At 40.9% G+C, this 17,281-nt stretch carries 19 protein-coding genes; 14 read left to right on the top strand and 5 right to left on the bottom strand.

The genetic code is table 11. The annotated features are described in order from the left end of the window. Positions 1–18: 18 nt before the first annotated feature. Positions 19–468 carry a DUF1573 domain-containing protein gene (locus ACFQ1G_RS14395; RefSeq protein ID WP_380740722.1) on the top strand — a complete coding sequence of 150 codons (450 nt, stop codon included), beginning with the start codon at positions 19–21 and terminating at the stop codon, positions 466–468. 19 nt (positions 469–487) lie between these two features. Next, positions 488–781 (top strand): preprotein translocase subunit YajC, encoded by a 294-nt coding sequence (gene yajC, locus ACFQ1G_RS14400; RefSeq protein WP_380740724.1) that lies wholly within the window; start codon positions 488–490, stop codon positions 779–781. 49 nt (positions 782–830) lie between these two features. Here yajC and ACFQ1G_RS14405 read toward each other — a convergent pair whose 3' ends face one another. Both ACFQ1G_RS14405 and pepT read right to left on the bottom strand, forming a co-directional pair. Next, positions 831–1,421 carry a YdeI/OmpD-associated family protein gene (locus tag ACFQ1G_RS14405; protein WP_380740726.1) on the bottom strand — a complete coding sequence of 197 codons (591 nt, stop codon included), beginning with the start codon at positions 1,419–1,421 and terminating at the stop codon, positions 831–833. Positions 1,422–1,429: 8 nt separating this feature from the next. Continuing rightward, positions 1,430–2,674, bottom strand: a complete 1,245-nt coding sequence (gene pepT, locus ACFQ1G_RS14410) for a peptidase T (protein ID WP_380740728.1) — start codon at positions 2,672–2,674, stop codon at positions 1,430–1,432. Between the two features lie 109 nt (positions 2,675–2,783). Between pepT and ACFQ1G_RS14415 the strand changes: the two genes are divergently transcribed. The 7 genes from ACFQ1G_RS14415 (at position 2,784) to guaB (ending at position 9,358) form a co-directional block, all read left to right on the top strand. Then, positions 2,784–3,803, top strand: coding sequence for a quinone-dependent dihydroorotate dehydrogenase (locus ACFQ1G_RS14415; RefSeq protein WP_380740730.1), 1,020 nt, complete (start codon positions 2,784–2,786; stop codon positions 3,801–3,803). Beyond that, positions 3,804–4,421: a LysE family translocator gene (locus ACFQ1G_RS14420; RefSeq protein WP_380740731.1), complete on the top strand. Its 618-nt coding sequence runs from the start codon at positions 3,804–3,806 to the stop codon at positions 4,419–4,421. It abuts the gene before it with no gap. Positions 4,422–4,484: 63 nt separating this feature from the next. Continuing rightward, a complete protein-coding gene (locus ACFQ1G_RS14425) occupies positions 4,485–5,348 on the top strand; it encodes a hydroxymethylglutaryl-CoA lyase (protein WP_380740733.1) in 864 nt (287 codons plus the stop codon). Positions 5,349–5,481: 133 nt separating this feature from the next. Further along, positions 5,482–6,648 carry a porin gene (locus tag ACFQ1G_RS14430; RefSeq protein WP_380740735.1) on the top strand — a complete coding sequence of 389 codons (1,167 nt, stop codon included), beginning with the start codon at positions 5,482–5,484 and terminating at the stop codon, positions 6,646–6,648. 102 nt (positions 6,649–6,750) lie between these two features. Further along, positions 6,751–7,272, top strand: coding sequence for an FMN-binding protein (locus ACFQ1G_RS14435; RefSeq protein ID WP_380740737.1), 522 nt, complete (start codon positions 6,751–6,753; stop codon positions 7,270–7,272). Beyond that, complete coding sequence (locus tag ACFQ1G_RS14440; RefSeq protein ID WP_380740739.1) at positions 7,273–7,770, top strand: hypothetical protein; 498 nt, start codon at positions 7,273–7,275, stop codon at positions 7,768–7,770. Positions 7,771–7,885: 115 nt separating this feature from the next. Next, on the top strand, positions 7,886–9,358 hold the full coding sequence (guaB, locus tag ACFQ1G_RS14445; RefSeq protein WP_380740741.1) for an IMP dehydrogenase: 1,473 nt from the start codon (positions 7,886–7,888) through the stop codon (positions 9,356–9,358). A gap of 71 nt (positions 9,359–9,429) precedes the next feature. On the opposite strand, the gene ACFQ1G_RS14450 is transcribed toward guaB, so the two are convergent. Both ACFQ1G_RS14450 and ACFQ1G_RS14455 read right to left on the bottom strand, forming a co-directional pair. Beyond that, positions 9,430–9,936: an OmpH family outer membrane protein gene (locus tag ACFQ1G_RS14450; protein ID WP_380740743.1), complete on the bottom strand. Its 507-nt coding sequence runs from the start codon at positions 9,934–9,936 to the stop codon at positions 9,430–9,432. A 70-nt stretch (positions 9,937–10,006) separates the two neighbouring features. Beyond that, entirely contained in the window at positions 10,007–10,264 is a 258-nt protein-coding gene (locus ACFQ1G_RS14455) for a hypothetical protein (protein WP_380740745.1), read from the bottom strand. Between the two features lie 142 nt (positions 10,265–10,406). Here ACFQ1G_RS14455 and ACFQ1G_RS14460 point away from each other — a divergent pair, with 142 nt between their 5' ends. The 5 genes from ACFQ1G_RS14460 (at position 10,407) to ACFQ1G_RS14480 (ending at position 16,427) form a co-directional block, all read left to right on the top strand. Beyond that, the gene (locus ACFQ1G_RS14460; protein ID WP_380740747.1) at positions 10,407–11,267 is read left to right on the top strand and encodes a peptidyl-prolyl cis-trans isomerase; all 861 of its coding nucleotides are present in this window, start codon (positions 10,407–10,409) and stop codon (positions 11,265–11,267) included. Further along, positions 11,230–12,678 carry a peptidylprolyl isomerase gene (locus tag ACFQ1G_RS14465; RefSeq protein ID WP_380740749.1) on the top strand — a complete coding sequence of 483 codons (1,449 nt, stop codon included), beginning with the start codon at positions 11,230–11,232 and terminating at the stop codon, positions 12,676–12,678. Before ACFQ1G_RS14460 ends, ACFQ1G_RS14465 begins: the two co-directional genes overlap by 38 nt. A gap of 8 nt (positions 12,679–12,686) precedes the next feature. Next, complete coding sequence (locus ACFQ1G_RS14470; protein ID WP_380740750.1) at positions 12,687–13,640, top strand: AAA family ATPase; 954 nt, start codon at positions 12,687–12,689, stop codon at positions 13,638–13,640. Positions 13,641–13,767: 127 nt separating this feature from the next. Then, the gene (locus ACFQ1G_RS14475; RefSeq protein ID WP_380740819.1) at positions 13,768–13,983 is read left to right on the top strand and encodes a PLDc N-terminal domain-containing protein; all 216 of its coding nucleotides are present in this window, start codon (positions 13,768–13,770) and stop codon (positions 13,981–13,983) included. A gap of 176 nt (positions 13,984–14,159) precedes the next feature. Beyond that, entirely contained in the window at positions 14,160–16,427 is a 2,268-nt protein-coding gene (locus tag ACFQ1G_RS14480; RefSeq protein WP_380740752.1) for an aconitate hydratase, read from the top strand. 191 nt (positions 16,428–16,618) lie between these two features. Here the strand turns inward: ACFQ1G_RS14480 and ACFQ1G_RS14485 are convergent, their stop codons facing one another. Further along, on the bottom strand, positions 16,619–17,044 hold the full coding sequence (locus ACFQ1G_RS14485) for a hypothetical protein (protein ID WP_380740754.1): 426 nt from the start codon (positions 17,042–17,044) through the stop codon (positions 16,619–16,621). Between the last annotated feature and the right edge of the window lie 237 nt (positions 17,045–17,281).

Genomic DNA, 17,281 nt, shown 5'->3' on the forward strand with positions numbered 1-17,281 from the left:
AACCACAAATTGTTAATTATGAAAAAAGGAATGTTATTTTTAGCTCTCGTTGCTGCTATGGTTTTTACCTCATGCAAGGATGATGCATCGAACAAAGTTAAAGCTGAAAACGTAGAAGAAGCTGCTGAGCGTGATGCTCAGGAAGTTGTTTATCCTGAAATGTCCTTCGACGAGACTGAATTTGACTTCGGGACAATAGAACAAGGTGCTGCACAGGAGCATACGTTTACTTTTACCAACACAGGAAAAGCTCCTTTGGTAATCACTAATGCGTCAAGCTCTTGCGGATGTACTGTTCCGACCTGGACAAAAGAGCCAATTGCCCCGGGTGAAAAAGGAGAAATGCTAGTTAAATTTAATGGTAGCGGCCAGAACCAGGTAACTAAGACCGTAAATATTACGGCTAATACCGAATCTGGTAAAGAACAAATCAAAATCAAAGCTTTCGTAAATCCTAAACAGTCTTAAGGAAGCGACAAATTAATTTATGGATCAATTAACCCAGTTTGCCCCAATTATTTTAATGTTTGTAGTGGTGTATTTCTTTATGATACGCCCGCAAATGAAACGTGCTAAACAAGAGAAACAATTCTCTTCCGAACTTAAAAAAGGTGACAGAGTCATCACTAAAAGCGGAATGCATGGTAAAGTAGTTGATTTTAGTGAAAAACAAAATGCTGTAATTATCGAAACCGGTGCCGGAAAGATCACTTTCGACAGGTCATCCATCTCTATGGAAATGAGTCGAAAGCTGAACGAACCTGCAAAAGAGGTAAAATAATTCCAGTTTTGGAATAAGAAAAAGGCCGGTCATTTTGACCGGCCTTTTTTCATTTCTTGTATTTATCATTGATTCCCACTCCAGATTTGATCATGGGAGTGATCTTCTCAAGTCTGTTGAGCTTGGTAGAATCCTGTCGGGCATCGTCGATATACTGACAGTAATCGCGTTGTTTGCCGGCAGTCAGTTCGAAAAAAGCAGTTTTAAGGTCAGAATCATTTTCAAAAGCCGTATTCAGTAATGCAGGGATTTCTACCTCCTTGCCTGTTTCAGGTTTGATCTCTTTCCCTGCTTTCTGATTCTTGATAGCCTCCTTCACGTACTTTTTAAGATCCTTCAGCGGTAAGTCCTCTCCTTTTTCAAATTTTATCTGTCTCAAGGCTTTAGTCTTGCCTTCCTGGGCGTTGGTTAACATGGCAGTATTCTCTTCCAGAAGAGCCCCTTGAAAGAACCATAAAGCGCAATGGTTCTTAAAAGCCCCGATCCCTACCACGTTTTTACCGTGATGGGTGTAAACGGGGCCTCCCCATTTTATGGTTTCTTCCAGGTCGGTCGAGAGGATCATCTTTCGCAGGGCTTTGATCTCCTCTTCCCATTCTACATGCCTGAGAATGTATTCATCTACATTTTTAACTGCCATAAGACCGATTATTTGTTGAACTTTTCAGCAGTGATTTCTGCGATCTTTACGATCACTTCGGTAGCCTTTTGCATACTTTCAACCGGAACATATTCATACTTGCCGTGGAAATTGTGGCCCCCGGCAAAGATATTAGGGCATGGAAGGCCCATGAAGCTCAATTGTGCCCCGTCTGTTCCCCCGCGAATTGGTTTAATTTCAGGGGTGATGTCCAGTTGTTTCATGGCTTCTTCCGCAATATCTACGATGTGCATGACCGGCTCCACTTTTTCGCGCATATTAAAGTATTGGTCCTTGATCTCAATACTCACGCAGTCTCTTTCGTACTGGTCGCATATTTCCTGCGCGAGGTTTTTCATCATCTCTTTACGAGCCTCGAAGTGCTTGCGGTCATGGTCGCGAATGATATAATGTAATTTGGTTTCCTCCACGTCGCCTTCCATTCCATTTAAATGGAAGAACCCCTGACGGCCTTCTGTATGTTCCGGGGTCTCCAGTCTAGGCAGAGAATTGATAAAATCCTGGGCAATGTACATGCTGTTGATCATTTTGTCCTTCGCATATCCTGGGTGTACACTTTTTCCTGAAACCGTGACCACCGCCCCGGCAGCATTGAAGTTCTCATATTCCAGTTCTCCGATCTGGCTTCCGTCCATGGTGTAAGCCCATTTCGCACCGAACTTTTTCACGTCGAACTTGTGTGCGCCACGCCCTATTTCCTCATCTGGGGTGAAGCAAACTCGTATTTTTCCGTGTTTGATTTCAGGATGCTCAATAAGATATTTCATGGCTTCCATGATCTCGGTGATCCCGGCCTTATCATCGGCACCCAAAAGTGTGGTCCCGTCGGTAGTTATCAGGGTTTGACCTTTATACTGGAGCAAATCATCGAAATATTCCGGAGAAAGAATGATATTTTTCTCCTTATTAAGGACGATATCTTTTCCGTCATAATCTTCGATGATCTGTGGATTCACATTGGTGCCCGTAAAATCAGGGGTCGTATCAAAGTGAGCGACAAATCCAATAGTAGGAACATCATGCTTCACATTTGAAGGAAGGGTGGCCATCACATAAGCATGTTCGTCAATGCTTACATCCTGCATCCCCATTTCCTGAAGTTCATCTCTTAATTTATTGGCAAGGTCCCATTGTTTTTCTGTGCTGGGAGTTTTTTCACTCGTTTCGTCACTTTGTGTGTCAATTTTCACATAACTAATGAAACGGTCTATGATCTCTTGTTTGTTGGTCATTGTTGAAGTGTTTGCCCAAAAATAATGAACTCTAAGTCAGCTTCAAAACCTTTTATCTTTTCCGCTTGTAATATTCAGGTTTATGTTAATTTTGTCGAAAATCTTCACCATGTACAACTCAATTATTAGACCCTTGCTTTTTAAAATGGATCCTGAAAAAGTGCATCACCTCACTTTTGGATTGCTTCGGAATTTATTCAGGTTACCATTAGTCTCAGGAATTGTAAAAAGCAAGTTTGTGGTAGAAGATCCAAGGTTGGAGCGGGAAGTTTTCGGACTGAAATTTAAAAATCCCGTTGGACTGGCCGCTGGCTTTGATAAAGACGCGAAACTATATAAGGAGTTATCAGCCTTCGGATTTGGTTTCATTGAGATTGGTACCCTTACACCAAAACCACAGCCCGGAAATGAGAAAAAAAGACTCTTCCGTCTAAAAGCAGATAAGGCAATCATCAATCGTATGGGCTTCAATAATGGTGGAGTAGAGGAAGCTGTGGTGCGCCTGAAAGAGAATAAGGATGTGCTGATTGGTGGGAATATCGGAAAGAATAAAGTCACTCCCAATGAAAATGCCGTAGACGATTACATTATTTGTTTTGACACACTTTTTGATCATGTAGATTACTTCGTGGTGAACGTAAGTTCTCCCAATACGCCTAACCTGCGTGAACTTCAGGATAAGGAACCACTTACAAATCTCCTGAAAACACTTCAGGATAGGAATGCTGAAAAACCGGTTTCCAAGCCAATTTTACTGAAGATCGCACCAGATCTTACAGATTCTCAATTAATCGATATCATTGATATCGTAAAGGATACGAAGATCGCCGGGGTGATCGCCACCAATACTACCATTTCCAGAACCGGGCTTAATTCAGAAGATAAGAACGAGACAGGAGGGTTGAGTGGATTACCATTGAAAGATCGCGCGACTGAGGTGATCAGGTTCCTTTCTGAAAAGAGTAACAAAGCCTTTCCTATTATTGGAGTTGGCGGGATCATGTCGGCAGAAGATGCTATTGAGAAGCTGGAAGCAGGGGCGAGCCTGGTGCAGGTCTATACGGGATTCATCTATGAAGGTCCCGGACTTATTAAGGAGATCAACGAAGAAATCCTAAAACGCTCCTAAGTGCTCGAACAACTAATTCCTTTTTTAACAGCTTCGATGCTGCTTACCATATCCCCGGGTCCAGATATAATTTATGTTCTGGTGCAGGGAATGACCAATGGTAAGAAATTCGGGGTAATTACTACCCTTGGTCTTGTTTCAGGGATCATAGTACATACTTCGCTGGTGGCATTTGGAATATCTGCTATTATAAAGCAATCTGAGGTTCTTTTCCTCATTATCAAAATGATTGGTGCTACCTACCTGATCTACCTGGCTTATATGGTATATAAAAGCCATCCGCAGATCAATGTCGATCTTGATGATACTGTTCAAAAGAAGGATCTTTGGTCATTATATAAAAGAGGATTTTTAATGAATGTCCTGAATCCGAAAGTGGCAATCTTTTTCCTCGCCTTCTTTCCTGGATTTTTATGGGAGCCTCAGGGAGACACCGTTTATCAGTTTTACCTGTTAGGTTTTCTTTTTATGCTTCAGGCGTTTGTCATTTTTTCGAGCGTAGCCATTCTGGCCGGAAAGATCTCCCGGTACCTTCAAAGTCATCCTCATTCCGGTTTGATTTTTAAGTGGTTGCAGATCTTTGTTTTCGTCGGGATCGCCATTTACATTCTTCTGTAAAACTTCGGAAAAGGGCTGTGGACGACACTTTTTCGTTTTTCCTAAAATTGTATATTTGAGCCTATGGGGAAGATCAAGATTATTGAATGCCCGCGCGATGCCATGCAGGGTATTAAGGATTTCATTCCAACGGAAAAAAAGGTGCAGTATATTCAGTCCTTGTTGAGGTGTGGTTTTGATACCATTGACTTCGGAAGTTTTGTTTCTCCTAAGGCGATCCCGCAAATGGCAGATACCGCAGAGGTACTCTCAAAACTTGATCTTTCAAGGACTCAGAGTAAATTACTCGCGATAGTTGCCAATACCCGAGGCGCACAAGATGCATCTCAACATCCGGAAATTGATTATTTGGGATACCCTTTTTCCATATCTGAGAACTTCCAGATGAGGAATACCCACAAGACCATTGCTCAGTCTGTAGAAACTTTGCAGGAGATTCTCGATATTGCCAATGGCAAGAATAAAGAGGTGGTGGCGTATCTTTCCATGGGCTTTGGTAATCCTTACGGGGATCCATGGGATGTGGAAATAGTAGGAGAGTGGACCGAGAAACTTTCAGGGATGGGAGTGAAGATCCTTTCACTTTCTGATACTATTGGAAGTTCCACGCCCCAAGTGATCGAATATTTATTCTCCAACCTCATTCCGAAATATCCCGAAATTGAATTTGGGGCTCACCTTCATACTACACCAACCAGCTGGTTTGAGAAGGTAGATGCTGCTTTTAAAGCAGGTTGCACCAGGTTTGATGGTGCTATTCAGGGATTTGGAGGATGCCCAATGGCAAAAGATGAACTCACGGGGAATATGCCCACTGAAAAACTACTTTCTTACTTCACTACCAAAAAGGAAGATACCAATGTCAAAATGATGAGTTTCGAATCATCTCATAATGAGGCAACTAAAATATTTTCTGCGTACCATTAGGAAAATCAATGCCTTTCAGCTGATTGATTAAAATATTTTATTTAAAATTAATCTAAATAAACTTTGTCGAAATTAGACTTGCATATATATTTGCAGCATCAATTATTATTTTAAACAAGTCTAAATAAGAATCATGAAAAAGTTTTTACTTTCATTAGTGATTGGAGCTACTACCGCGGTTTCAGTTGCGCAAACCCAACAAGATTCGATCACTTTTGATCCCCAATACCAACAAAATTCTGCTCAAAGAGTACTTTCAGCCAACAAAGATGCTGTTACTTTAGGTGCATATGGAGAAATTACTTACAACCAGCCGGAAGGTGATAACGGAGAGCTGGATGTTCAGCGTCTTGTGATGTTGTTAGGATACCAGTTTAATGATAAAGTTCAGTTCTTTACTGAAATTGAATTTGAGCATGTTGAGGAAGTTTATGTAGAGCAGGCTTTTGTGAATTACAACGTTGCCAATAATGTGAATTTACGTGCCGGTTTGATGTTGGTGCCAATGGGTATCATCAACGAGTACCACGAACCTACTACTTTTAACGGAGTTGAACGTCCAGCTATTGCCGGGTCTATCGTTCCAACTACCTGGAGAGAGATCGGGGTTGGGGTGACAGGTAGAATTAATTCTGCTTCACTTACCTACCAGGCTTATGTCTTCAACGGATTTCAGTCTACCGATGCTGACGGAAACGGACTTCTTAAAGGGAGCAACGGTTTAAGAGGAGGTCGTCAAAAAGGTATCAAGTCTACCGTGAACACTCCAAACCTTTCCACTAAAATTGAATATTACGGAATCCTTGGTATGAGATTAGGTCTTGCAGGTTACTTTGGAAGAACCCAGGCTGCAGACGAAGTTGATATGCTTGATGGAGCTGATATAGGAATGTCTATGGTAGGTCTTGATGCTCGTTATGTGTACAAAAGATTCACTGCAAGAGGTGAGTTCATCTACGCGTCTCTTTCAGATACCGAAGATTACAACAACCTGACCGGAAGAGATCTTGGAAGTGCCCTTTCAGGATGGTATGCAGAAGCCGCTTATAACCTGTTGCCTGCAATGAACAAACAAAAGTTATTCGCCTTTGCCCGTTACGAAGACTATGATACGCATGCTTCTACTGAAGGAACTTTGGTTGAAAATCCTGCGTATGACAGAAATGACATTACTATGGGATTAAGTTATCACATTGCACCGGGAGTGGTTTTCAAAGGAGATTACCAGATCAAGGACAATGCTGTTGAAGGAGCAGATGCTCAAAACCAGCTGAACTTTGGAGTAGGAGTTTGGTTCTAAATTAAAAAAATTGATGTGCTTCGGTCGGGTGGAATTCATTTTCTGCCCGACTGTTGGCATATAATTTGTCCTTACAGATTATAAATTCATAATTTTGCAGTCATGAAAAGGAAATATTTTACCGGAATTTTATTCGTTTTACCTCTTTTAATGTCCTTTACATTTTTAAAGGGTCTTGATAAAAAGGTGGATCGCGAAATAAAGGATGAGTTCGAGGTTGCCGACTATTCTCATGAGGGGGTGGTTGTGCCCCAGGAACTTCAGGGTAAACTGCCTTCTAACGTGACCGTCCAAAATTTTATTAAACTGCAGCATTCCGGAAATTTACTTGGATATGCTTATATAGATAAGGCACCGAGTAAAACCGCCGAGTTTGATTATTTGGTGATCTTTGATAAAGACCTTAAAATTGCCCGAACCAAAGTTTTGGTGTACCGTGAAGAATACGGCGGGGAAATTGGCAGCCGCAGGTGGCTGCGTCAATTTACCGGAAAGTCTAAAGCCAGTGAGTTAAATCATATAGCAGCTATTTCAGGAGCGACCATTTCGGTTAGGTCTATGAAAAATGCGGTAAAAGATATACTTGCTAGCGTTGAGATCCTTCAAAAACATAATGTGCTCTAAATGCAGTATAACGGTCTACTTTTAACCCTTCCGAAGGAAATAAGAACCTTTTTGGCTGTTTTTGTAATAGTTTTAAGTGTAGGCTATTTTACAGGTTTGTTGTTTGTTGGGCAAACAGAAACTACTACTCCTGCAGGGATCGAGGAAAATTACCTGGGAAATGAAGATGATCCCGATGCCAAGGTGATGAAATTCGAGAAAGGGGAGCGCGAGATGCTCACTATTATTCACACTCATGTGCTTTCCATGTCCTTTATCTTTTTTCTGCTGGGTGGTATCATGGTGTTTACCCAATTACCTCAAAAATTCAAATTCTTTCTCATCTTAGAGCCTTTCTTTTCCATTATCGCCACTTTTGGCGGCATCTATTTTGTCTGGAAAGGTGTGGAATGGATGAAGTATGTAGTTATGATATCAGGTGTCTTGATGACCCTCATTTTTATAACTTCAGTCCTGATTGTACTCTATCAATTACTATTTAAAAAAGCTACGGTTTAAGTCCTTTTCAATAGACATTTTTCTGTAATCCGTAGAAAAGCAAATATTTAGTGTCCATCTCTCTTCTTTGTGATTAAAAGGATGTATATTTGCACGCAATTAAATCTTAATTGCCATGATTGCACACAACTCCAGGATAGTTGGCGAAGGACTAACTTACGATGACGTATTATTAGTTCCGGCCTTTTCGGAAATCCTTCCCCGCGAAGTCAGCATCCAGTCAAAATTCACAAGAAATATTTCAATCAATGTTCCCATAGTTTCCGCTGCGATGGATACTGTGACCGAATCCCGTATGGCGATCGCCATAGCCCGGGAAGGTGGTATTGGGGTATTGCATAAAAACATGACCATCGAGGATCAGGCTTTGAAAGTGCGTAAAGTAAAGCGTGCTGAAAGTGGAATGATCATCGACCCGGTTACTTTACCTATCACTGCCAAAGTGAGGGATGCGAAGGAAAACATGAGGGAACATTCCATCGGCGGGATTCCAATTGTAGATGAGGACGGTCGCTTACTGGGGATCGTGACTAATCGTGATCTTAGATTTGAAAAAAATAATGACCGACCAATTTCCGAAGTAATGACTTCAGAAAACCTGGTGACAGTGGCAGAAGGAACTTCTCTTGAGGAAGCTGAAGGAATTCTTCAGGAAAACAAGATTGAAAAACTGCCGGTGGTCAATAAAGAAAAGAAACTGGTTGGTTTGATCACCTTCCGTGATATTACAAAACTCACTCAAAAACCTATTGCAAATAAAGATGTCTTCGGAAGGCTTCGGGTTGCTGCAGCTGTTGGAGTTACCTCAGATGCCGTAGACCGCGCTGCCGCCCTTGTAAAAGCCGGAGTTGATGCGATCGTTATCGATACTGCTCATGGTCATACCAAAGGAGTGGTCACCGTTCTAAAAGAAGTAAAAAAGAGCTTTCCTGATCTGGAAGTGGTGGTTGGAAATATCGCTACTGCCGAAGCTGCAAAATATTTGATCGAAGCCGGTGCGGACGCTATTAAAGTAGGAATTGGTCCTGGATCGATTTGTACTACCAGAGTAGTTGCCGGGGTTGGTTTTCCACAATTCTCAGCCGTTCTTGAAGTTGCTGAGGCTGCCAAAGGAACCGGAGTGCCTGTGATCGCTGATGGTGGAATTCGCTATACGGGAGATATTCCCAAAGCCATCGCGGCCGGTGCAGACTGTGTGATGTTGGGATCATTATTGGCGGGAACAAAAGAATCACCTGGTGAAACCATTATTTACGAAGGAAGAAAATTCAAATCTTACCGGGGAATGGGTTCTGTAGAAGCCATGAAACAAGGATCGAAAGATCGTTATTTCCAGGATGTGGAGGACGATATCAAAAAACTGGTTCCTGAAGGTATTGTAGGCCGTGTGCCTTACAAAGGTGAACTTTTTGAAAGTATTCACCAGTTTATTGGCGGCTTAAGAGCCGGAATGGGGTATTGTGGTGCTAAAGATATTGCCACCTTGAAGGAGACTGCAAAATTTGTGAAGATCACAGCTTCGGGGATACATGAAAGTCACCCGCACAACGTGACCATCACCAAAGAATCTCCTAATTATAGTAGATAAAATATAAGTAAGTATCATTAAAAAAGGCTTTATCGAGAGATAAAGCCTTTTGTTTTTATAGTTTTAGAGAACTACTGCTGAGTGACTCCTAATTTAGCCATTACCTTTTCTGTAATGTCACTTTCTGCTTCTGCAAAAGCTAAAGCATTTCCACCGGCGTGGAAGATGTGAGTATAATTTTCTTCCTGGATCACCTGTTGCATTGCTTCATTGATCTTATCATACAAAGGTTTGGTAAGCTCGCTACGTCTCATTTGCATCATGACGGATGCTTTTTGCCTGAAGCTTTTAATGTCATTTTCCAGGGAAATGATCTCGCTCTCCTTTGTTTTTCTGTCTTCTTCGGAAAAAGTCGCGTTGTTCTCCTGGTAATCTTTTACCTGGGTCTCATATTTTGAAATGGTAGCCTCAAGTTCTTTCTGAAGCTCTTCGTTGTAGGTCTTCATTCCTTCATTGACCTGGGTCATTTCCGGAAGCTGGGCAATTATGTACTCCGCGTCAATGGTTCCGATCTTTGACTGGGCAAAAGTGGTAAAAGAAAGAAGTGCTAAACTGAATAATGCTATGAATTTTTTCATGAATGTTGTTTTTGTTTGCAGGCAAATATAATCGAGTAGGTTGATTAATGGGAGTTTAGCCTATGTTTTTTCATTTCTCCTCCTGGTATAACTGTCCTCTGTGAGGTTTCAAAGCGTCTCTTACCGGTGGCATTTGGCTTTCATTCACTACCATAAAGGCGATGCTATGGTGTTCGTTGATGGGTTCAAAACCGGTGATATTCAGAGAGATATTGTTGGTCTGAATGAATTCCTTGAGATGAAGGGCGTGATGCTCAGCCGTACGTTCGGCTCCCGGCCCCTTAAAATCCCAGATCAGTTTTAATTTTCGTTCCTTATTTTCTTCCATGTTTTCTTTTTCTGAATTTTTGAGACAGCCCGCTGTCCTGAAATTCAAAAATACTTTTTTTAATTGGCTTTCGTTTGAATAAGAAGTTGGTAAACATGCCAGAATTCTTATTTTTGCCTACTCACTAATTCAAAAGTTGCAGTTGATAAAACTAAAGAACTTAAGTATTTTATGTCTTTTTTGTGTGGTTTTCACCGCATGTAACTTTTTAGAAGAGACTGATGATCGTGATGTGATCGCCCGGGTTAATGACTCCTACCTTTATAATGATGATGTTGCCTTTTTGATCTCAGAGAACACAACTTCTGAAGACAGCGCCCTTATTGTATCCAGTTATATAAACAGATGGGCAACCCAACGGCTTCTTATAGACAGGGCCAAGGTCAATTTGAGTGAACAGAAACAAAGGGAGTTTGAAAAGTTGGTAAAGAATTACCAGAATGAACTCTACGCCAATGCTTATACAGATGTGATCATAGGCAGGCAATTGGATACTTCCATAAGTATGGAGGTGGCTCGTACTTATTATGAGGAGAACGGGGAAAACTTCATCCTGAATGAGAATCTTTTAAAACTTAGGTATATTAACCTCACCAAGGATAACAAGGATTTTGACAAGATCAAGACCCTTTTCCGAAGATTTGAAGAAGAAGATAAACAGGAATTACTGGATATGGCCATTCAGTTTAACTCCTATTCACTAAATGATTCGGTTTGGGTGAAAAGTAAGCAGGTTTATGATAAAATCAAGCCGCTTACTCCCGAAAATGATTCAGAATTACTAAAAAAACAGAATTTTTTACAACTTGAAGATTCATTAGGAGTATATTTGATCTCTGTTGAAGATATCAAGTTACGCAATGAACAGGCTCCTCTGGAGTACACATTGCCCAATATAAAACAGATCCTGCTCAACAAGCGAAAACTGGAGCTGAAAAAGGAATTAGAAAAAGACATTACTCAAGATGCAATTAAAAACGACAAATTTGAAATCTATAATTAATCAGGCGGCTATACTTTTATTTACTGCCGCATTAGGTACTGCACAAGCCCAGGAAGTGGTTGTGACAGACAGTACCGCAATAAATGATACTGCTGAAATACAGGTAGAAACTGAAAAACCGTTTCAGAAATTTAAAGTTGACGGCGTTGCAGCTGTTGTAGGTGATTTCGTTGTTCTGGAGAGCGATATTGATAAAATGTATATCGAACTTCAAAGTCAGGGGGTGTCCATTAAAGATGTCACCAACTGTAACCTTGCCGGAAGATTGATGGAGAATAAATTGTATGCCCACCATGCCATCCAGGATAGTATTGTTGTTTCAGATGCTGAGATCAATGCCGAAATTGATCAGCAACTTGCCTACATGACCCAACAAGTAGGATCAATGGAAAAGGTTTTGGAGTTCTATAAAAAAGATAATGAAGCCGAATTCAGGTCTGAACTTTTTGAAATTAACAGGCAGAACAAACTTGCGGCTCAAATGCAGCGTAAGATCGTTGATGCTGTGGAGATCACTCCGGAAGAAGTGCGTGAATTCTTCAAGAACATTCCTGAAGATGAGCGCCCTGTTTTTGGAGATGAAGTTGAGATCGCACAGATCGTTGTTAAGCCTGAAATTCCTGAAAACGAGAAGCAGAAGATCATCGATCGTTTGCAGGAAATGAGAGAAGATATCGTAGAGAACGGGGCTAGCTTTAACACCAAGGCTGTTTTGTATTCTCAGGATCCGAGTTCTAAATCTTCAGGAGGGAAAATTTCTCTTTCCAGAAAAGACCCTTTTGTAAAGGAATTTAAAGACGCGGCTTTTAGTCTTCAGGAAGGGGAAGTTAGTCAGCCTTTTGAAACCATGTTCGGATACCATATTCTTACTGTAGATAAGATCCGTGGACAGCAGGTAGATGTGAGACATATTCTTTTGATCCCTGATGTAACTGAAGAAACCAAAGAAGAAGCCTTAAAGGAAATTCGTGAGGTGCGTGAAAAGATCGTTGCCGATGAATTGACTTTTGAAGATGCTGCTAAAGAAGTTTCAGACGAAGATGAGACCAGAGAGAGTGGAGGACAATTAGTAAATCCAACTACAGGCGATACTCGTTTTGATTTGACCAAAATCGATCCTATCTTGTATGAACAGGTTGCTAACCTTGAAAAAGGGGAAGTTTCTCCTGTACTAACAGACAAAGATGATACCGGTCGTCCTATTTACAAGATCATTACCGTTACCGAAAGATATGAGGAGCATGTGGCAGATTATGCCAAAGATTTCAATAAGATAAAGGATCTTGCCCTTCGTGATAAGCAATTGAAAGCAATTGAAAAGTGGCAAAAAGAGAAGATCAAAGAAACGTATATCAAAGTGAACGGTGAATACAGGGATTGTGACTATAACAGTAACTGGTTGAAAAAATAAATGAAAGTATGTCCGATGTAGAAGCGGTAAAGAATCTGGTTTCCAGGCACCAACAACTCAGGCTAGAGATAGCTAAAAGAATTGTTGGTCAGCAGGACGTTGTAGACCAGATCCTTTTATCAGTTTTTTCAGGCGGACATTCTTTATTGATAGGAGTTCCGGGGCTGGCCAAGACCTTAATGGTAAATACCATTGCCCAGGCGCTCGGACTTAATTTTAAAAGGATCCAGTTCACACCAGATCTTATGCCGAGTGATATTCTGGGATCTGAGATCCTGGATGAGAACCGGCAGTTCAAGTTTATTAAGGGGCCTGTCTTCGGGAATATCATCCTTGCCGATGAGATCAACCGAACCCCGCCAAAGACTCAGGCAGCTTTGCTTGAAGCTATGCAGGAAAGAGCTGTAACCGTTGCCGGGCAACATTACAAACTCAACTTACCTTATTTCGTCCTGGCAACTCAGAACCCCATAGAGCAGGAGGGAACCTATCCTTTGCCGGAAGCTCAGTTGGACCGTTTCATGTTTGCCATCAAACTGGATTATCCAAGTTTTGAAGAGGAAGTAGAAGTAGTGAAAAGCACCACTTCAGACGTGGAAGTAGAGATAGAACCTCTTTTTACTGCCCGTGAAATAGTAGATTTTCAACACCTTGTTCGAAGAGTACCGGTATCTGATAATGTTGTGGAGTACGCCGTCAATTTAGTAAGCAAAACAAGACCTTCAGGAGAAAAAGCCCCCGAAATTGTAAGGGAATTTGTTGACTGGGGCGCAGGCCCTAGAGCTTCTCAGAATCTCATCTTAGGAGCAAAGGCACATGCGGCGGTGAACGGTAAATTTTCACCAGATATTGAGGATGTGCAGGCAGTAGCCATGGGGATTCTCAGACATCGCGTGATCAAGAATTACAAGGCCGAAGCTGAAGGAATTTCCGAAGAAAAGATCATAAAAAGCTTATTTTAAAAGCTTTTACTATATTTACTTCATGATGGGTTTCCTGATAAAATATCGAATACCGGTAATTATCCTATTCTATCTTTTTCAATTTACCTGGATTTCTTCGCAAAACAGCCTTCTTCGCTGGCAGGAAATGGACTTTTTAGCCTGGCTTAGTTTTCTCTTTCTTTTTGGATTCTGGCTTATCCTACTTTTGGATATGATCAACTCAAGGATCAATAACAAAACCTTTTGGATGATAGGGATGTTAGTGATGCCCTGGTTAACTCCTAGTTTTTACCTCTTTCAGCGGAAAATTAACACTCGCCTGGAAAGTTCATTATTTAATAGACGTGGAAAAATCGGCTGAAATTATCAATTTCGTATTTAAGGCCTTTTTTTATGTGTTGTGCTTAATTTTTATTGGCAAAATTTAAGAATTGCTGAATTATGTTCAGAATTATTTGATATTTAGTTGTAATTTTTAATATCCGTCAAGAATTAGTAATTTTGCAGGACTTTCAGAATAAAAAAATCACAAAAACTATGGCGTACGATATTGATATGATCAAGAAGGTTTACAGCCAAATGGCAGAACGTGTTGATGAAGCGCGTAATGCGGTTGGAAAGCCTTTAACCCTTTCAGAAAAAATCCTTTATTCCCACCTGTGGGACGGAAACCCTACAAAAGGTTTCACCCGTGGAAAAGATTATGTGGATTTCGCACCGGACAGGATAGCTTGTCAGGATGCTACCGCTCAAATGGCTTTACTGCAATTCATGCAGGCCGGTAAAAAACAAGTGGCTGTTCCAACAACAGTACACTGTGATCACCTTATACAGGCGAAGCTTGGAGCACAATTCGATTTGCCCAGTGCTAAGAAATCAAGTGATGAAGTATTTGACTTCCTTGAGTCTGTTTCTAATAAATACGGGATCGGATTCTGGAAACCGGGAGCAGGGATCATTCACCAGGTGGTGTTAGAGAACTATGCTTTCCCGGGTGGAATGATGATTGGTACCGATTCTCACACGGTAAACGCCGGAGGACTTGGAATGGTTGCTATTGGTGTTGGTGGAGCAGATGCGGTTGACGTGATGGCCGGAATGCCATGGGAGCTTAAAATGCCAAAATTAATAGGAGTTAAGTTGACCGGAAAACTTTCCGGATGGACAGCTCCAAAAGATGTTATCTTAAAAGTTGCCGGAATCCTTACTGTGAAAGGTGGGACCGGAGCTATTATTGAATATTTCGGGGAAGGTGCCCGCTCTATGTCGGCTACCGGAAAAGGAACCATCTGTAACATGGGTGCAGAAGTTGGTGCGACCACTTCTACCTTCGGTTATGATGAGTCTATGGAGCGCTACTTACGTGCTACCAACCGTGCAGATGTTGCCGATGCCGCGAACGCAGTTAAGGAACACTTAACAGGTGATGACGAGGTATATGCAAATCCAGAGCAGTATTTTGACGAGGTGATCGAGATCAACCTTTCTGAATTGAAACCTCACCTAAACGGACCTTTCACTCCGGACCTTGCTACTCCTATTTCTGAAATGGGTGAGAAAGCGAGAGCTAATGACTGGCCAATAAACGTTGACTGGGGATTGATAGGGTCTTGTACCAACTCATCTTACGAGGATCTTACCCGCGCGGCTTCTATCGCCAAGCAGGCAGTTGACAAAAAGGTAAAAGCGAAATCAGACTTCGGAATTAACCCTGGATCTGAGACTATTAGATTTACTGCGGAAAGAGACGGTTTATTGCAGATCTTTGAAGATCTGGATGCGACTATCTTTACCAACGCATGTGGTCCATGTATTGGACAGTGGGACAGAAGTGACCGTAAAGGAGACGAAAAGAATACTATCGTTCACTCTTTCAATAGAAACTTCTCAAAAAGAGCCGACGGTAACCCAAATACACACGCCTTTGTAGGTTCTCCAGAAATGGTTGCTGCAATCGCGATTTCAGGAAGACTTGATTTTGATCCTACAACTGATAAACTTCTTAATGAAGATGGGGAACATGTAATGCTTGATGAACCTACAGGTCTTGAGTTGCCACCAAAAGGATTTGACGTTGAAGATCCTGGATATCTTGCACCAACAGAAGACGGATCTTCTGTAGAGGTAAAAGTTAGCCCAGATTCAGAAAGACTTCAGTTATTGGAGCCTTTCGAGCCATGGGATGGTAAGAATATTACCGGAGCTAAATTATTGATCAAAGCATTAGGAAAATGTACTACTGACCATATTTCTATGGCCGGACCATGGTTGCGTTTCAGAGGACACCTTGACAACATATCAAATAACTGTTTGATTGGTGCGGTTAATGCTTTCAATGAAAAAACAAACTTTGTAAAAAGCCAGATAACAGGTGAATATGACGGAGTTCCAAATACACAGCGTAAATATAAAGCTGCAGGAATACCGACTGTGGTAGTGGGTGACCACAACTACGGGGAGGGATCTTCTCGTGAGCACGCTGCTATGGAGCCTAGACATTTAGGAGTTAAGGTTGTATTGGTGAAATCTTTTGCAAGGATCCATGAGACAAACCTTAAGAAACAAGGTATGTTAGGTCTTACTTTTGATAACGAGAGTGACTATGATCTAATTCAGGAGGATGATACCTTCAATTTTATTGATCTTGAAAACTTCGCTCCGGACAAACAACTGACTATCGAGATCGTTCACGCTGACGGATCTAAGGATACTATTAAAGCGAACCATACTTACAACCTGCCTCAAATTGAGTGGTTTAAAGAAGGTTCTGCTCTTAATCTTATCAAGAAACAAAACGCTGCTTAAGCAAAGCACAAATTTCTTAATACAAAAAGCTCCTGCCATGCAGGAGCTTTTTTTTGTTCAAAACTCATTAAAATAGAAAAGGCAATCATTAAGATTGCCTTTTCAAATTAGATGAGAACTGCGGTATTTTACTACCTCAGTTTTCTATCAAGTAATTTTTGCCCCCCAGTAAAAATTACTTTAATTCTCATCTATTTCGGTATAGATTCTAACTTCTTTTTCTGTTTTAGTAAAACGTCTACAGTAGAAGATGGAATGTCCTGTTGATATAATGTTTCGTAATAAAGTTTTAAATTTTTACGTTCCTCACGGTAGCATGATTCCCAGTCGGCTTCATTAAAAGTATGTCGCGCCAAATATTCTAATTTTAAAAATACTGGTAATAATCCCAGGATAGTGCTATGGAATTTGGAATCTAATATAGAATTCTTCAAGTTGAACAAATGCCTTCGTAACTCAAGTTTGATCTTTTCCCTAATCTCAATTAAACGATCCAGCTTTTCGGTCATCTCGGTATCCTCTGGTTTCAGATCATAATAAAGTGAATAATACATTTGGAGTAAATGATCATTTGCGAGGTCGAGACGAAGAAGTTGTGAGTAAAGTTGAAGCTGCATTCTTTAAAATTTAGGGTAGGGTAATTGGATTATTCTATGAAATAAAAATATAAATTATCTCTTCTATAAGACTCTATAAATGAGTGATTAACAGAATTTTATCTTTCCCGTAGGACTTTTTGTAAGAAAGCCTAAATTTTTAACAGTGAGCTGTGGGGGTGGGAATTAATATTTAAATAAAGTTCTTAATTCTGGATGACAAGAGCCGGTAGATTTTCTTCAAATGCCCGGTAAAAA

It is taken from the genome of Salinimicrobium gaetbulicola (assembly GCF_042676025.1).
Taxonomy (GTDB): Bacteria; Bacteroidota; Bacteroidia; order Flavobacteriales; family Flavobacteriaceae; genus Salinimicrobium; species Salinimicrobium gaetbulicola.

Excerpts from the sequence above, each read along its gene's own strand:
- ACFQ1G_RS14395 (WP_380740722.1), top strand. The coding sequence starts at position 19 with ATGAAAAAAGGAATGTTATTTTTAGCTCTCGTTGCTGCTATGGTTTTT.
- yajC (WP_380740724.1), top strand. The coding sequence starts at position 488 with ATGGATCAATTAACCCAGTTTGCCCCAATTATTTTAATGTTTGTAGTG.
- ACFQ1G_RS14405 (WP_380740726.1), bottom strand. The coding sequence starts at position 1,421 with ATGGCAGTTAAAAATGTAGATGAATACATTCTCAGGCATGTAGAATGG.
- pepT (WP_380740728.1), bottom strand. The coding sequence starts at position 2,674 with ATGACCAACAAACAAGAGATCATAGACCGTTTCATTAGTTATGTGAAA.
- ACFQ1G_RS14415 (WP_380740730.1), top strand. The coding sequence starts at position 2,784 with ATGTACAACTCAATTATTAGACCCTTGCTTTTTAAAATGGATCCTGAA.
- ACFQ1G_RS14425 (WP_380740733.1), top strand. The coding sequence starts at position 4,485 with ATGGGGAAGATCAAGATTATTGAATGCCCGCGCGATGCCATGCAGGGT.
- ACFQ1G_RS14430 (WP_380740735.1), top strand. The coding sequence starts at position 5,482 with ATGAAAAAGTTTTTACTTTCATTAGTGATTGGAGCTACTACCGCGGTT.
- ACFQ1G_RS14435 (WP_380740737.1), top strand. The coding sequence starts at position 6,751 with ATGAAAAGGAAATATTTTACCGGAATTTTATTCGTTTTACCTCTTTTA.
- ACFQ1G_RS14440 (WP_380740739.1), top strand. The coding sequence starts at position 7,273 with ATGCAGTATAACGGTCTACTTTTAACCCTTCCGAAGGAAATAAGAACC.
- guaB (WP_380740741.1), top strand. The coding sequence starts at position 7,886 with ATGATTGCACACAACTCCAGGATAGTTGGCGAAGGACTAACTTACGAT.
- ACFQ1G_RS14450 (WP_380740743.1), bottom strand. The coding sequence starts at position 9,936 with ATGAAAAAATTCATAGCATTATTCAGTTTAGCACTTCTTTCTTTTACC.
- ACFQ1G_RS14455 (WP_380740745.1), bottom strand. The coding sequence starts at position 10,264 with ATGGAAGAAAATAAGGAACGAAAATTAAAACTGATCTGGGATTTTAAG.
- ACFQ1G_RS14465 (WP_380740749.1), top strand. The coding sequence starts at position 11,230 with ATGCAATTAAAAACGACAAATTTGAAATCTATAATTAATCAGGCGGCT.
- ACFQ1G_RS14470 (WP_380740750.1), top strand. The coding sequence starts at position 12,687 with ATGTCCGATGTAGAAGCGGTAAAGAATCTGGTTTCCAGGCACCAACAA.
- ACFQ1G_RS14475 (WP_380740819.1), top strand. The coding sequence starts at position 13,768 with ATGGACTTTTTAGCCTGGCTTAGTTTTCTCTTTCTTTTTGGATTCTGG.
- ACFQ1G_RS14480 (WP_380740752.1), top strand. The coding sequence starts at position 14,160 with ATGGCGTACGATATTGATATGATCAAGAAGGTTTACAGCCAAATGGCA.
- ACFQ1G_RS14485 (WP_380740754.1), bottom strand. The coding sequence starts at position 17,044 with ATGCAGCTTCAACTTTACTCACAACTTCTTCGTCTCGACCTCGCAAAT.